The following is a 13,867-nucleotide window of genomic DNA, read 5'->3' on the forward strand; positions in this document are numbered from 1 at the left end:
TCACAGTGCCGTCCCCGTAAAGGGGTACAGCACAAAGCAATAACCGTATATATAATCCTCGACGATTGAAATTTTCTTCGGCGGGTTTGGGTTGTATATTTGATATCGGAACAAAATAAATTGTTAAACCCTAAAAAAATTATTCATCATGGCATTTACACTCCCGGCCCTCCCGTATGCTTTCAATGCATTGGAACCACATATTGATGCACGCACCATGGAAATCCACCACGGCAAGCACCACAATGCTTACGTGACCAACCTCAACGCAGCCGTAGCCGGCAAACCCGAAGAGAACCTCAGCATCGAAGAGATCTGCAAAAATATTTCGAAGTATCCTGCAGCCGTTCGCAACAACGGCGGCGGACACTACAACCACAGCCTGTTCTGGACCGTGCTTGGCCCTAACGCCGGCGGTGCGCCTACCGGTGCCGTGGCAGAGGCGATCACAGCAGCCTTCGGAACATTCGACGAATTTAAAACCAAATTCGCCGCAGCAGGAACAACCCGCTTTGGCTCAGGCTGGGCCTGGCTCATCGTTGACGCTGCAGGCAAACTCCAGATCACTTCCACGCCCAACCAGGACAACCCCCTCATGGACGTAGCCGAAGTGAAAGGCACCCCTATCCTCGGCCTTGATGTGTGGGAACACGCCTACTACCTCAACTACCAAAACCGCCGCCCCGATTATATCACTGCGTTTTGGAATGTTGTGAATTGGGCTGAAGTGGCGAAGCGTTTTGCTGCCGCGAAGTAGAAGAGAGCTTCTTTTAAAACGAAGAAACAATAAATGGGAAATCCGTCGCTCCAATCGAGCGATGGATTTTTTTTGTCGGGTGTTTTTATTCGACAGACTTGTCTGAGCGTTTTGAGAGATAGGTTCTTTCTATGCGTCATTTTTTTTCGCGCATTTCATAGCTCCGCTCATGGCCGCGGGGGCCTCGCATGTTCCCATCTGGGCTTTATCCGATCCGCACATGCCATTACCAGGCCAAAGATAGGATAAGGCCCAGATGGCAACATGCTGGAAGGTGGGTGTGTAGTGCGGGAGGTGTGTGTCGGGAGTGTGGGTGTGAAAAAGTGGGAGAGATGGGAGTTGGTGTGCGTGGCAAGCGGGGTGGGCTTTTCTCTATGATATTGTTCATAGAATCAATAAAATCGTCACCTTGAAATTATCAACACAAGGATTCAAAAGGTAATGCGACTTCATTAAACTGGATTAGCGAAATGACAGGATCCAGCAATCGTAGAATGATTTCACGGGGATGAAGAACAAATCACGTTCATTCACTCTCACTCCCACACCATCCCCCCAGCATGTTCCCATCTGGGCCTTGGCCTACCTTTGGCCTGGTCATGGCATGCGCGGGTAGGGCATAGCCCAGATGGGAACATGCGAGGCCCCCGCGGCCATGAGCGGAGCTATGAAATGCGACAAGAAAATGACGCACAGAAAGAATCTATCTCACAAAACGTTCAGACAAACAATCACAAGTCAACGCCTACCCCTCTCTAAACAAAAACTCACTCAAACTCCCAAACTCCACCCCAGGCATCAAAACCGTACTCGGAAAATTCCCATGATTCACGGCATCCGGAAAATGATGCGTCTCCAAACAAAGCCCGCCACGGAAGTGATACCGCGCACCGTGCTTGCCCCTGAAATCGGCATCCAAAAAATTCCCTGCATAAAAATGAAACCCCGGCTCGGTTGTCTTCACGTCCATTCGCAGCCGCGACCGCGGCTCAATCACACTCGCCGCCGCCTTCAGTTTTTTACTATGCTCACGCTCCAGCACAAAAAAATGATCATAGCCACCCGCTGCCCGCAGCTGACTGTAGTCTGAATCAATCTGCTCATCAATAAAACGCTCTTCCCGAAAATCAAATGGCGTGCCCCTCACCGACGCAATCTCGCCTGTGGGCATGAGCCGCGCTGTGGCCGGCAAATACCATGGCGCATGGGTCTGCAACAAGTGTCCACCAATATTGCCATGCGCATGACCGCCAAGATTGAAATAACTGTGCTGTGTCAGGTTCACGAGTGTAGGTTGGTCAGTGGTGGCCATAAACTCCACCGTAAGGCGGTTGTCGCGATGCAAGGTGTAGGTTACTTGCGTGGTCAGGTTTCCGGGGAATCCTTCTTCCAGGTGAGCACTCACATATTGCAATGTGATGCCCACGGTGTTGGCCGTGCCAAACGTTTCGGCATCCCACACTTTTTTTCCAAAACCAATATGCCCCCCGTGGTGATGAAACCCGCCGGGCGTCACGGCAAGCTGATAGGTTCGGCCTTGTATGTTCACTTTGCCGGTGTCGATGCGGTTTGCCACGCGGCCCACCACACAGCCCATATAGAATGGATCGTCGATATACTCGTGCAGCGTGTCGTAGCCCAGCACCACGTCAACCGAAGTGCCGTCGGGGCGGGGCACATAGAGCGACTGGATGATGGCGCCATAGTTGGTTACATGCAGTTGAAGGCCGCCAGCGAGTGAGAGTTTATAGAGCCAGATGGCTTTGCCGCCCACATGGCCCCAATACGTTTTTTCAAGCGTGTGTTGTGCAGCGGCAGGCTGCGCTGGGGAAGCATTCATGAAAGGAAAAAATGATTTTTGTTTTTTAATTCGTCGGCAATAATTTTTTGAAACACATCGCTTTTTTCTTCGAGCCGGTTCAGCAGAATGAGCTGGTTGCTGGCGCGCACAAAATTGTGGTCTTCATAGCGCGCGCCATAGTAGGCGTCGTTGTTACAATAGTCGGCCAGGAAGCGGATGGCCTGCATGTAGATGAGGAACAAGCCGGAATAGAGAATGAGATTCTGTTCTTCGTCGGTCAGCGCGTCGCCCATGCTGCTCACATAGCCGTGAACAATGGCGCGGAAAAACTCGTCGCGCACTTCAATCTTGTCAAAATCTTTTTCTTCTTCGCTGGCCGGCGACAAGTAGGTGCGCATCATGTCGCCCATGTCGCTGATGAAGAAGCCGGGCATCACCGTGTCGAGGTCTATGATGCAGAGGCCTTTGCCCTGGGCGTCGAACAGCACGTTGCTGATCTTGGTGTCGTGGTGCATCACGCGGCGCTTCACGGTGCCGTTGAGGCGAAGGGCTTCAAACTTCTCCACAATGTGCAGGTGTTTGCGCGAGTCGGCAATGATGGCGGCCGCACGCTTGATGCGCTCGGGGTTGCCATAGCGGGCTGCGTCGTCAAATTGATAGTAGCGCAGCGTGAGGTTGTGAAAGTCGGGAATGGTGTCGTGCAGTTTCTCGGCATCGAAGTCCGACAGCAGCCGTGCGAACTTGCCAAACTGAAACGACGCCTCAAACGCCTGGTCCGGCGACGACACCACGTCGATGGTGTGCGAGCCGTTGATGAACGGAAACATGCGGAAATAACCTTCTTCTTTGTCGTGCACCATGTCTTCGTTCTTCAACGTCTTCACGGGTGCCACAAACAAATAGTCAGGATGATGCTCGTGCAGATATTGGTCCACCATGCTGATGTTGTTGGCTACTTCAAACGGATTCTTGAACACAAAGTGATTGATGCGTTGCAGTATGTAATGCTTCGGGCCACACGACACTTTCCAGGTTTTGTTGATGAGGCCGCTCACCAAAGGGTCGACCACACAAGCGCTGCTGTCGAGGCCGTAGGATTGGAGAATGGATGCGATCATTGATAAGGTTGCTAAAAGGTTAACGTGCTCAGGTGTGTATAAACAATCTGGGCTCTAATATTATTTTCTTGAACTTGTCTGTCACCTTGTGTTTGGGCGTGTTCAAAATCTCGAGAATCATCTCCGTGGCGCGCTGCCCCTGGCGATAGGGAAACTGCTCAACCGAAGCCAGCGGCGGATTTTCCATATAGCTCCACACCGGCAGGTTGGCAAAGCTCACAAAGCTGATGTCCTGGTTGATCCTGATGTTCATCTTGCGCGCATACTGCATGGCATCGAGCGCCACATAGTCGTTGAATGCAATCACGGCCGAGGGGCCGGTCTTTAACGTGAGCAACGTTTGCATGGCACGGCACGTGGCTTCGGGCGACAGATCCGAATGCACCACAAACTCCGGCTTCACCTCCACGTGCAGCGAGCGAAGCGCTGAGTCATAGCCCGCCAGCCGTTCTCTGGTGGCCAGCAGTTCTTTGGGACCGTTAATGAACGCGATGCGTGTGTGCCCGCGTTTCACCAAAAATTCGATAGCCTCCAGCATGCCCGCTTCCATCTTGCACGTTACCGTGTTGGCTTCATAGCGGTCTGGCACGCGGTCGAAGAACACCACAGGGATGTCGTATTTCTGCAGCGCGTCGAAGTGCGAAAAGTCTTTTGTGTTTTTGGCGATCGACACCAGAATGCCATCCACGCGATGGTTCTTCATGGCTTCCACAATTTTCTTTTCGCGTTCGGTGTCGTCGTGCGATTGGCCCATCAACACGTTGTAGTTATGTTCGCTGGCAAAATCTTCGATGCCGCTGATGGCCTCCGAAAAAAAAGCCTCCGACAAGTGGGGCAAAATCACGCCAAGGGTAAGCGTTTTGCCCGACTTCAAAAACAACGCCGTCTGATTGGGTTCATAGCCCAACTCATGGGCCACCTCTTTCACGCGACGCGTAGTGCCTTCGCTGATCCCTTCGCTGTTGTGCAGCGCGCGCGACACCGTGGAAATTGACAGGTTCAGCATCCGTGCAATTTCTTTTATAGTCGGGGCCTTCTTCATAAAGCGATGGGGTCGATAATGAGACGAGGTTGAAGCGTGTAATCTATAAAGAATCGTGAATACTATTGGCAAAAAAAGGAAGTGTGTGGGTGTGTGTCAACGGTGTCGAAACAGGGCCGGTGTTCTCCTGCCAACCCAACCCAGGTCAGCATGTCCGAAGGTCCGGCCCAATCCTTCCCATAAGAGCCCGACCCAATCCTATTCTCATCAGCCACCCACCGTTCAACCCTTGTTCAAACACAAAAGCAAAGAACCGTGTCGGTCGCGATAGGCGGAAGTCGTAATCAGATTTTTTGGCGTCCCCCCGACGCGTCGGGGCCGGGCTTTCCGTTCCAACGCCGCGCCAATGCTCAACCCAACCCTGCGGCCTTTCCACTGCAATCCCTGGCCGGGCTTCGGGGGGTAGCCGGTGTTCGGCACCAACCCAAACCTCGCCGAGGCACATCGGTCGCCATGCCACGCCGAAGCGAACCACGACAGAAGAATACAAAACACATCTCGATAAATTTGAAAACCCCATCGGAAAACGACAAGCCTTGCGTTCGAATCCGTCATCACGTTTTGTACGCAGACGAATTTCTATCTAACACACAGACCCACGTTATTCGGATCAGACAATACTGTTAAAAAACGGTGGTGGTCAACGATCGTGAAAACGCCTCACGCAGAATTCGGAAAACGGAAGCGCGTGGTCTCGATTATGATTTTTTCACGCACAAGTTCCGTTGCCCATCTGCCTACCCAAGCGCGCATGTTCAAAATAAAAGACGCCACAGCCACACAATGTTACGGCGCCATTCCATTATTTTATCAACAAAAATCCAGCGAAACGTTTGCACGATTTTGAATCGGACCCAAAATGCCAGAAAATCGAAAAGAAATTCACCTTTCACTACCACTATGCTAACCGTAGACCGCAGAAAATTCATTAAACAAACGCTCATGGCCGGCGCCGCCCTCACACTGAGTGCAGCCGACCTCAGAGCTTATGCCGAAGAAAAGAAGACCAAAGTGCGTCTCGGCTTCATTGCCGTGGGCTTGCGCGGCCAAACACACCTCAGCGAAATGCTGAAACGCAGCGATGTGGAGATCGTGGCCTTGGCCGACCCCGACAAACAAATGATGGCCATGGCCCAGGCCCTCATCGCCAAACACAATAAAAAAGCCCCCAAGGAATACACCTCCGGCCCATACGACTACCGAAACCTGCTCAAGCGCGACGACATCGACGCCGTGTTTGTGGCCTCGCCCTGGGACTGGCACTTGCCACACGGCGTGGAGGCCATGCAAGCCGGCAAGATCGTGGCCATGGAAGTGTGCGGCGGCATGAAGCTGCAAGACTCGTGGGACTTTGTGAATGCCTACGAAAAAACAAAAGTGCCCCTCATGGCCCTCGAGAACGTATGCTACCGCCGCGACATCATGGCCGTGTTCAACATGGTGAAGAAGGGAATGTTCGGCGAGATCCTGCACGTGCAGGGCGGCTATGAACATGACCTCCGCGAAGTGCTCTTCAACGGAGGCGCACCCCACACCGAAGGCGTGGAGTTTGGCGAGAAGGGTTTTAGCGAAGCCAAGTGGCGCAGCCTGCAACACCAGAGCCGAAACGGCGAGCTGTATCCCACACACGGTCTCGGCCCTGTGGCCAACATGATCGACATCAACCGTGGCAACCGGCTCACACGCCTGTCGTCTATCGCTACCAAGTCGCGCGGACTGCATCGCTACATCGTGAACCATCCCAAGGGCGGACCCAACCATCCCAATGCCAAGGCGGAGTTCAAGCTTGGCGACATCGTGACCACCCAAATCCAAACGGCCAACGAAGAAACCATCGTGCTCACCCACGACACCTCCGGCCCGCGCCCCTACAACCTGGGCTTCCGCGTGCAAGGCACCAACGGCATCTGGCAAGACTATAGCGCCGGCCAACCCGAAGCAGGCTTCATCCACTTCGAAGACAAAAGCCCGCACCACGAATGGGAGAGCCCCACAAAATACATGGACGAATACGACCATCCCCTCTGGAAAAAATATGCCTCCAACGCCGCCGACTCCGGCCACGGCGGCATGGACTTCTTTGTCGACAATGCCTTCATCGAATGCATCAAGCGCGACATCCCTTTCCCCCTCGATGTCTATGACCTCGCCACCTGGTATGCCATCACCCCCCTCAGCGAAAAATCAATCGCCGAAAAAGGACAAGTGCAAGACATCCCCGACTTCACCAAAGGCGCCTGGAAAAACCGGAAGCCGGTGTTTGGACTGGAAAGTGATTACTGATTTGACTGGTTGATAGTGGATGAATACGGAGGAGGCAACAGGCTTCTCCAAAACTCAAAACCGCCGCAGGATCTGCGGCGGTTTTTTTTGTCTTGTTGACAACGCGCTTGAGTGTTGTGACTTTTTTCATTCCTTCGAATTAAAGAACTATGACGAAGCAGATAATGAAGTCGCCCAGACTGAAACGAGTCACAAGTCTTGGTTTGCCTGTCTATGCGGTGCTTATGCTACTACTGGGCATCCTATGTTTCTTTCCTATCGATAAGTTCAGACTAATACCAGAAAAGGAAGTTGCCGATTTTTATGATGTTGTACTGGGACAAATAATCTACGACAAATTTTATGACCAAAATTTGTCAGTGTTTAAAGCGACTCTTGATAGTTCCTACAGCAAATTCAGGAGAGGAGAAATTACGGAGGAGGAATTTGAACGGAGCTTGCAATATTACCGCGAATTGAGAATGAATTTATTACCCAAGGCCACGATAAGTTTCTATGACAAGATCGGTGTTTATGAACGCGGCAATATGAAGAGGGATGATAAAGAAGAAACTAAGGCAATTCTTGCCAAGGACACTCTGTTTCAAAGAGATTTTTCGAAAGCGACTCTTCACATGCTTGATTCATTGTTTGTCCCGTGTGGAAAGAAGGCGTCCGAATTCAATGTTCATTTCATGAACGTTGTTGAGGATAAGCGAACGACACATTGGTTTGGAGATGGCGGAACCCTCTGTCTGTCAAAGCCCGTCTTTAATGCATCTGGTGACAAAGCCATTTTGTATTGCGAACGTGTCGTCAGCGGAAAGAACGGTGTGGGATTATTCGCGTTTGTTGAATTCAGGGACGAGCAATGGAAAGTTTTCAGATATAAATTAATCTGGCAAAGCTGAGGTGGTTCGTCTATAGCTATGCAGGGTTCAACCGCACCGGCACCCAGACTTCCTCTTCCGAATCCGGCTGATTATTCTTGTACTTAATACCTAAAATTTCAAAATGTGCTCTCGCATCCAGCGCATACCCTGACCGCGGAAACCAGTCCGCATAGATAAAATGAAATGTCTTTTCAAAATCACTGGCAGCGCCCTGGTGTAGAAAGACAGCGTATAGTCCCCCCGAAAGTGTCAATGTTTCCATCGCGTGAGGGATGTCATCAAAGTGCGTCACTTCAACCGCGGCCCATTTCGTGTGTTCGGTATCGGGTCCGAAGCCATGAATGCTAAAACCGGTGTCATACACCTGCACACAGAAAATGTCGCTCGACACCGTGTTGGCAATCTCCTTGCGTCGCGGCATAAAGCCCTGAAAGAGCATCGCTGTTTTGTTGTTCGTCAAACTCATGCGGACACGCTGGCCAATAAGTTTTTTGGGTGGCAACGTTTCGATGCGGGGTTCATTCATGAATAAAAATTTATTGGTGAAATTTCGGTTTAAAATCTCAGATGGTCAAACGCAGGAAGGGGGAAGGCGCTAACCTATTTGGTGAATTTTTTTTGTCAGAATCACCCCCTCAGTTTGTCAGGTTCACAACACACACCATGGCCGGTGTCGGTTCTATCTTTGTGATATGTTCACAGCACACGAAACACCTCATGTCATTATGAAACGCGAATTGCTGATTCTACTCGACACCACCACGCACGACTTGTTGCACGTGCTCGCGTCCTTCACGCCCCAACAGTTCAACACGGTTCCCTTCGAAGGAAGCTGGACACCCGGGCAGGTAGCCGAACATGTATACAAATCGGAAGCCGGCATCCCCAAGTTATGGTCCGGACGCGTCATCCCAACCCTGCGCAAGCCCGACGAAAAAGCGGACACCCTCAAGTCCATCTTCCTCGACTACACCATCAAAATGGAATCGCCCGAATTCATTCTTCCTTCCAACACACCCAAAGACAAGGATACACTGATTAACCAACTCCGCACAAACCGCTTCGCCATCCGGCACTTGGCCGAAACGATCGATCTCACGCTCACCTTTCCCGACTTCCCCTTTCCAACGTTCGGCGAACTCACCGGCATTGAGTGGGCAACTTTTGTGGTGTGTCACGCCAAACGACACACGCGGCAACTTCAAAACCTGCATCGGGTACTCAACGGAGCAACACACCTGCAACAACAATAGACCGTGGTCGCTCGCGGGAATTGAAACGGAACTGAAATCGCTGCCTATAAATCAGTAACTTCCTTTCACAAACGATCAGATAGAACCTTAGGCCACACATCATGCGCAAACTGAAACTCCAAATACAAACCTCCATCGACGGCTACATTGCGTCAGTCGACGGCAACGGAAACTGGATGATCTGGAACTGGGGTCCGGAGTGGACCTGGGATGAAGCACTGCAAACCTATTTCAAACAACTGCATGCCACCATCGACACGGTGTTGCTCAGCAAGAACATGGCCGAAGAAGGATTTATCAATCACTGGGGCGCCGTGGCCGAACGCGCCGATGATCCGCAATATGGCTTCGCGAAAAACATTACTGATGCAAGCAAGGTGGTGTTCACAAAAACACTGAAGAAAGCGCCGTGGCCCAACGCTGTGCTGGCCAAAGGAGACTTGGCGCAGGAAGTGAACAAACTGAAACAACAACCGGGCAAAGATCTCATTGCCTATGGCGGCGCGTCTTTTGTGTCGTCGCTCATCAAAGCAAACCTGGTAGACGAATATTATCTTTTTGTGAACCCTATCGCCCTGGGCAAAGGCCTTCCGATCTTCGCCGAACGCCGTCCCCTGCGCTTATTGAGCAGCCAGGGTTTTTCCTGCGGCGTAAGCGTTCTGCAATACGCGAGGTAAGAAGATTTCAGAACACGCAGCCAACCGAAACTTATCCCGCCACCTTCGACGGCGTGATGCCATAGGCTTTCTTGAACGCAAACGAGAAATGCGACAAGTCTTTGAAGCCCACATCCAGATAAACGTCAGAAACCCGGTCGCCTTTTTCCTTAATGCGATAGTAAGCATCCTTGAGTCGCTGTTGCTGAATCCAGCGGTTGGGCGACGTATGAAAAATGCGTTCGAAGTCGCGTTTGAATGTGGCCAGGCTGCGGCCGGTCAGATACGCAAAACGCGTCAGGTCCACATTGAATTTGTAGTGCTCGTTCATGTAGGCTTCAAGATCCACCTTGCCAGGCTCGCTGAAGTCGAACAACACGTTTTGAAGTTCGGGATGCGTTTGGAGCAACAGCATCACCGCCTCCTTCACCTTGAGGTTGGTGACGGCGTTGTTCAACGGCGTGGTGGTGTTGAGGTAGGGCGTGAGTGAATCCATAAAGTTGGTAAACAACGGATTCGATTTTAAGGTCAACACGTTTTCGCCCGTATACGGTGCCGTCATTTTCAGATTGTGTTCCGCACTGATGCTGCGCAACGTCTGTTCATCAATCATGACCGACACCGATCGATACTCCCCACCGGCAGGAGGTCGCTTGGTGAACTTGGCGAGTTGATTCTTTCGCAAAAACCGGAAGTCTCCGGGATTGAACGTATACGTTTTTCCACTCATGTGAAGGTCGGAACTTCCTTCTATGGTGAATCCGAATACATGGTCCGGCACAAATTGCTCGCCCTCACTGCTCTTGTGCGAATAGCAAGAGTAGAGAATGTGCGGCAGCCGGTTGTCTTTCTCTTTCGAGGCCATAGCCGTCAATACGTTTTGTACTTAAAAAGATCAACAGGATCGCCCGCCAAAAACGCGCAACCCTGTTGACGTTATTTTCCTAAAGTGTTTTCAAAAAAGCCAGGCCGTTGGCCGGCTGCCCCGTGAAGAAACAGCCGCTGACCGTGGTTGGACTATTAACGCTTGTCAATGGCCTTTAAGTTCATCAGGGCTTTTCCGGCGGCTGTATCCAGGAAATTCACGGCATCATCGTGGTCGGTAGACAGCGTTACGGACATCCATTTTTCGAATTCGGCTTTGCGTGCTTCGTCGGCGAGTTTCAAAATACCGGCGGCCTCGCTGCCCAGCACCAGGTGCACGGGAGGTTCAGGATGGTCGACCAGGCCGATCATGGCTTTTGCCGCTTTGGCAGGATCGCCCATGGGCACAAAGTCGCCGGAGAAAAATCCACGCATCCAGTCCACGGTTGTTTCATAGCCTTCCACGCTCGGTGCAAACGTCATCGATGCACCGGCCCAGTCTGTCCGGAATCCGCCCGGCTCCACACACGTCACACGGATGCCCAGCGGTGCCACCTCTTTCGAAAGCGCTTCGCTGAAACCACTCAAACCAAACTTGGCCGACTGATACATCGACAACCCCGCACCGGCCACACGGCCGCCAATGGAACTGATCTGTAAAATTCTTCCCGACTGCTGTCGGCGCATGTGGGGCACCACGGCGCGTGTCACTTCAATGGGACCATAAAGATTTGTGTCGAGCTGACTGCGCACCTGCTCGTCGGTGAATGCCTCCGCGGCTCCCGTGATGCCCACCCCGGCGTTGTTCACCAGCACATCGATGCGACCGAAATGTGCGATGGCATCGGCCACGGCTTTGTGAACCTGGTTGCGCACCGTCACATCCAGTTTCAGCGGAAGCACCTGTCCGGGATATTTGTCGAGAAGGTTGTTCAACGGTTCCGTGTTTCGTGCTGTCGCGGCAACCCTGTCGCCATGTGCCAACACTGCTTCTGCAAGGCTGCGTCCCAATCCGCGGGAGCTGCCTGTGATAAACCAAACTTTTGTCATGATTCTGTTTTTTTATAATGACAAAGGTAGGCGTGCTATCGCGCGGCAGTTTTGTTAAAAGGCTCAATGTAGTTTGTTGGAAAGATCAGGCTGCAGATGGTATGCGCGGATGTAAAGCGCATTGTGCTTACCTCTCTAGAAATTCAAGGCGTGCATCACACCGATCCGTATGGCGAACTCGCCCTTGAAATAAAAATCGCCCATCGCTTCAAAGCGCCATGCTTCGTCCATCTGAACGTGCCAGCCTGCGCCGACAGCAAAATCATTTTGGCCGATCAGGCCGCGCACGCGAGTAAAGAAGGTTTCGGATGGATACCATCGTCCGCCCAACACAAGACTTGCACCGCCATCAGTCCAGTAGTCCACGCCGGCAGAGCCTGTGAATTGAGGTGTGAAAAAGTAATGCCCTTCGGCGGCGAATTGTGCTTTCTTCAGGAAGCTGTCGTAGTCGGTGCGCGCAATGTCCAGTGCGCCACCCACCATGATGTCGTGGGTCTTTTGTGCGTGGAGGGCGAGGGAGAGAAAGAAGAAGATAAAAATCAGCGAACCGCGTAAAAACATAAAACCTGCATTAACGATCAAAGATAGATGTTAATGCAGGTTTGGGATGATGCTGCGATAAAATATTCGTGGCTACGCGTTCTGCGTCGGCAGTCGGCGTGGTCGCGTCTTAGTCGAGGCTTGAGCGATGAATGCCGCCACCCCAGCTTTTGTCGCCGTTGTTGTTTTCACGTGGGCGCGAAGTGTTGCCACCTTCCGAACGCTTGGGCTGTGCCGACGAAGGCTGCGACGATGCTGTAGTTGCTCCGTTGCTGCTACGACGATTGCCGCCGTGGCGATTGCCGTTGCTGTTTCGGTTTCCGCCACCGTTGCCACCACTGCGGTTGCCACCATTACGGTTTCCGCCGTTGCTCCGGTTGCCACCGCGATTGCCTTGCTGTTGTTGACGCGGCGCCGCATTGGCTTTGGGCATACCCACGTGTAACATCGGATAAGGATGATCCTCCACCACGGGAATGTTTTTCTTGATGAGCTTGTGAATGTCGCTCAGGTATTCTTTTTCTTCTTCGTCGCAGAACGAGAACGAGATGCCGTTTGCACCCGCGCGACCTGTGCGGCCGATGCGGTGAACATAGGTCTCGGGAACGTTGGGCAGTTCGTAGTTGATCACGTGCGAAAGGTCTTCCACATCAATGCCGCGGGCGGCGATGTCGGTGGCTACCAGCACACGCGTTTGTTGCGACTTGAAGTTGCTGAGGGCACGCTGACGTGCACCCTGCGATTTGTTTCCGTGAATGGCTTCTGCGCGCACGCCCGCCTGGTTGAGGTCTTTGGCAACGCGATCGGCACCGTGCTTCGTACGGGCAAACACCAGCGCCGTAGCGATGCTGCGGTCTTTCAACAAATGCAACAACAGTTTTTTCTTGTCCTTCTTCTCCACAAAAAACACCGATTGTTGAATGGTGTTGGCCGTAGACGAAACCGGCGTCACTTCCACGCGCTCGGGGCGGGTGAGAATGGTGTCGGCCAGTTTGGCGATTTCGGGCGGCATGGTTGCCGAGAAGAATATGGTCTGCCGTTTTTCGGGAACGCGGGCGATCACTTTTTTCACATCGTGAATAAAGCCCATGTCCAGCATGCGGTCGGCTTCATCCAACACCAGCATCTTCAGGTTTTGAAGTTTCACAAAGCGCTGATCCATCAGGTCGAGCAAACGACCGGGTGTGGCAATGAGAATGTCTATACCGGCGCGCAGCGCATCCGTTTGTGAACGCTGTGGCACACCACCGAAAATCACTGTGTGGCGAAGACGAAGGTGTTTGCCATAGGCGGCGAAGCTTTCACCGATTTGGATGGCTAGCTCTCGGGTGGGTGTTAAGATCAGGGCTTTGATGCCCGCAGGACCTTTCACAAAAAGTTCATCCTGGTGAAGCAGGTGCAAAATGGGCAAGGCAAAGGCAGCGGTTTTTCCGGTGCCGGTTTGAGCGCAGGCCAAAAGGTCTTTGCGCTCCAGCAAGATGGGTATAGATTGCTCCTGTACAGGAGTGGGTTTCGTATAGCCTTCTGAGTTCAGGGCCCGTAAAATGGGCTCAATGAGATTTAATTTTTCGAATGACATGTTTTTTGTTTTGTGCTACAAGAGGACTTTGTTAGCTGTTTAAATGACGCCT

The 13,867-nt window shown here is 52.2% G+C and carries 13 protein-coding genes; 5 read left to right on the forward strand and 8 right to left on the reverse strand.

Features of this window, described 5'->3' with window-relative positions:
* The first annotated feature begins 148 nt into the window (after positions 1–148).
* Complete coding sequence (locus JI741_RS08180) at positions 149–757, forward strand: superoxide dismutase (RefSeq protein WP_202008553.1); 609 nt, start codon at positions 149–151, stop codon at positions 755–757.
* Positions 758–1,502: 745 nt separating this feature from the next.
* On the opposite strand, the gene JI741_RS08185 is transcribed toward JI741_RS08180, so the two are convergent.
* From JI741_RS08185 to JI741_RS08195, 3 genes are read right to left on the reverse strand one after another with little or no spacing between them, the layout of a single operon-like run.
* Positions 1,503–2,597, reverse strand: a complete 1,095-nt coding sequence (locus tag JI741_RS08185) for an aldose epimerase family protein (protein WP_202008554.1) — start codon at positions 2,595–2,597, stop codon at positions 1,503–1,505.
* On the reverse strand, positions 2,594–3,676 hold the full coding sequence (locus JI741_RS08190) for a phosphotransferase enzyme family protein (RefSeq protein WP_202008555.1): 1,083 nt from the start codon (positions 3,674–3,676) through the stop codon (positions 2,594–2,596). The genes JI741_RS08185 and JI741_RS08190 overlap by 4 nt, the downstream gene beginning before the upstream one ends.
* A 28-nt stretch (positions 3,677–3,704) precedes the next feature.
* Positions 3,705–4,718 carry a LacI family DNA-binding transcriptional regulator gene (locus JI741_RS08195; RefSeq protein ID WP_202008556.1) on the reverse strand — a complete coding sequence of 338 codons (1,014 nt, stop codon included), beginning with the start codon at positions 4,716–4,718 and terminating at the stop codon, positions 3,705–3,707.
* A gap of 900 nt (positions 4,719–5,618) precedes the next feature.
* Here JI741_RS08195 and JI741_RS08200 point away from each other — a divergent pair.
* Positions 5,619–7,001: a Gfo/Idh/MocA family protein gene (locus tag JI741_RS08200; RefSeq protein ID WP_202008557.1), complete on the forward strand. Its 1,383-nt coding sequence runs from the start codon at positions 5,619–5,621 to the stop codon at positions 6,999–7,001.
* A gap of 149 nt (positions 7,002–7,150) precedes the next feature.
* Positions 7,151–7,891 (forward strand): hypothetical protein, encoded by a 741-nt coding sequence (locus JI741_RS08205; protein WP_202008558.1) that lies wholly within the window; start codon positions 7,151–7,153, stop codon positions 7,889–7,891.
* A gap of 16 nt (positions 7,892–7,907) precedes the next feature.
* On the opposite strand, the gene JI741_RS08210 is transcribed toward JI741_RS08205, so the two are convergent.
* On the reverse strand, positions 7,908–8,399 hold the full coding sequence (locus JI741_RS08210; protein WP_202008559.1) for a GyrI-like domain-containing protein: 492 nt from the start codon (positions 8,397–8,399) through the stop codon (positions 7,908–7,910).
* Between the two features lie 199 nt (positions 8,400–8,598).
* Between JI741_RS08210 and JI741_RS08215 the strand changes: the two genes are divergently transcribed.
* Complete coding sequence (locus tag JI741_RS08215; RefSeq protein ID WP_202008560.1) at positions 8,599–9,126, forward strand: DinB family protein; 528 nt, start codon at positions 8,599–8,601, stop codon at positions 9,124–9,126.
* Between the two features lie 101 nt (positions 9,127–9,227).
* Entirely contained in the window at positions 9,228–9,803 is a 576-nt protein-coding gene (locus JI741_RS08220; RefSeq protein ID WP_202008561.1) for a dihydrofolate reductase family protein, read from the forward strand.
* 31 nt (positions 9,804–9,834) lie between these two features.
* Here the strand turns inward: JI741_RS08220 and JI741_RS08225 are convergent, their stop codons facing one another.
* The 4 genes from JI741_RS08225 to JI741_RS08240 form a co-directional block, all read right to left on the reverse strand.
* Positions 9,835–10,647, reverse strand: a complete 813-nt coding sequence (locus JI741_RS08225) for a helix-turn-helix domain-containing protein (RefSeq protein WP_202008562.1) — start codon at positions 10,645–10,647, stop codon at positions 9,835–9,837.
* A 155-nt stretch (positions 10,648–10,802) separates the two neighbouring features.
* Positions 10,803–11,696 carry an oxidoreductase gene (locus JI741_RS08230; RefSeq protein WP_202008563.1) on the reverse strand — a complete coding sequence of 298 codons (894 nt, stop codon included), beginning with the start codon at positions 11,694–11,696 and terminating at the stop codon, positions 10,803–10,805.
* Positions 11,697–11,831: 135 nt separating this feature from the next.
* The gene (locus JI741_RS08235) at positions 11,832–12,257 is read right to left on the reverse strand and encodes a hypothetical protein (protein WP_202008564.1); all 426 of its coding nucleotides are present in this window, start codon (positions 12,255–12,257) and stop codon (positions 11,832–11,834) included.
* Positions 12,258–12,366: 109 nt separating this feature from the next.
* Positions 12,367–13,815 carry a DEAD/DEAH box helicase gene (locus JI741_RS08240; RefSeq protein WP_202008565.1) on the reverse strand — a complete coding sequence of 483 codons (1,449 nt, stop codon included), beginning with the start codon at positions 13,813–13,815 and terminating at the stop codon, positions 12,367–12,369.
* Between the last annotated feature and the right edge of the window lie 52 nt (positions 13,816–13,867).

The organism is Chryseolinea lacunae (assembly GCF_016735595.1).
Lineage (GTDB): Bacteria > Bacteroidota > Bacteroidia > Cytophagales > Cyclobacteriaceae > Chryseolinea > Chryseolinea lacunae.

Excerpts from the sequence above, each read along its gene's own strand:
- JI741_RS08180 (WP_202008553.1), top strand. The coding sequence starts at position 149 with ATGGCATTTACACTCCCGGCCCTCCCGTATGCTTTCAATGCATTGGAA.
- JI741_RS08185 (WP_202008554.1), bottom strand. The coding sequence starts at position 2,597 with ATGAATGCTTCCCCAGCGCAGCCTGCCGCTGCACAACACACGCTTGAA.
- JI741_RS08190 (WP_202008555.1), bottom strand. The coding sequence starts at position 3,676 with ATGATCGCATCCATTCTCCAATCCTACGGCCTCGACAGCAGCGCTTGT.
- JI741_RS08195 (WP_202008556.1), bottom strand. The coding sequence starts at position 4,718 with ATGAAGAAGGCCCCGACTATAAAAGAAATTGCACGGATGCTGAACCTG.
- JI741_RS08200 (WP_202008557.1), top strand. The coding sequence starts at position 5,619 with ATGCTAACCGTAGACCGCAGAAAATTCATTAAACAAACGCTCATGGCC.
- JI741_RS08205 (WP_202008558.1), top strand. The coding sequence starts at position 7,151 with ATGACGAAGCAGATAATGAAGTCGCCCAGACTGAAACGAGTCACAAGT.
- JI741_RS08210 (WP_202008559.1), bottom strand. The coding sequence starts at position 8,399 with ATGAATGAACCCCGCATCGAAACGTTGCCACCCAAAAAACTTATTGGC.
- JI741_RS08215 (WP_202008560.1), top strand. The coding sequence starts at position 8,599 with ATGAAACGCGAATTGCTGATTCTACTCGACACCACCACGCACGACTTG.
- JI741_RS08220 (WP_202008561.1), top strand. The coding sequence starts at position 9,228 with ATGCGCAAACTGAAACTCCAAATACAAACCTCCATCGACGGCTACATT.
- JI741_RS08225 (WP_202008562.1), bottom strand. The coding sequence starts at position 10,647 with ATGGCCTCGAAAGAGAAAGACAACCGGCTGCCGCACATTCTCTACTCT.
- JI741_RS08230 (WP_202008563.1), bottom strand. The coding sequence starts at position 11,696 with ATGACAAAAGTTTGGTTTATCACAGGCAGCTCCCGCGGATTGGGACGC.
- JI741_RS08235 (WP_202008564.1), bottom strand. The coding sequence starts at position 12,257 with ATGTTTTTACGCGGTTCGCTGATTTTTATCTTCTTCTTTCTCTCCCTC.
- JI741_RS08240 (WP_202008565.1), bottom strand. The coding sequence starts at position 13,815 with ATGTCATTCGAAAAATTAAATCTCATTGAGCCCATTTTACGGGCCCTG.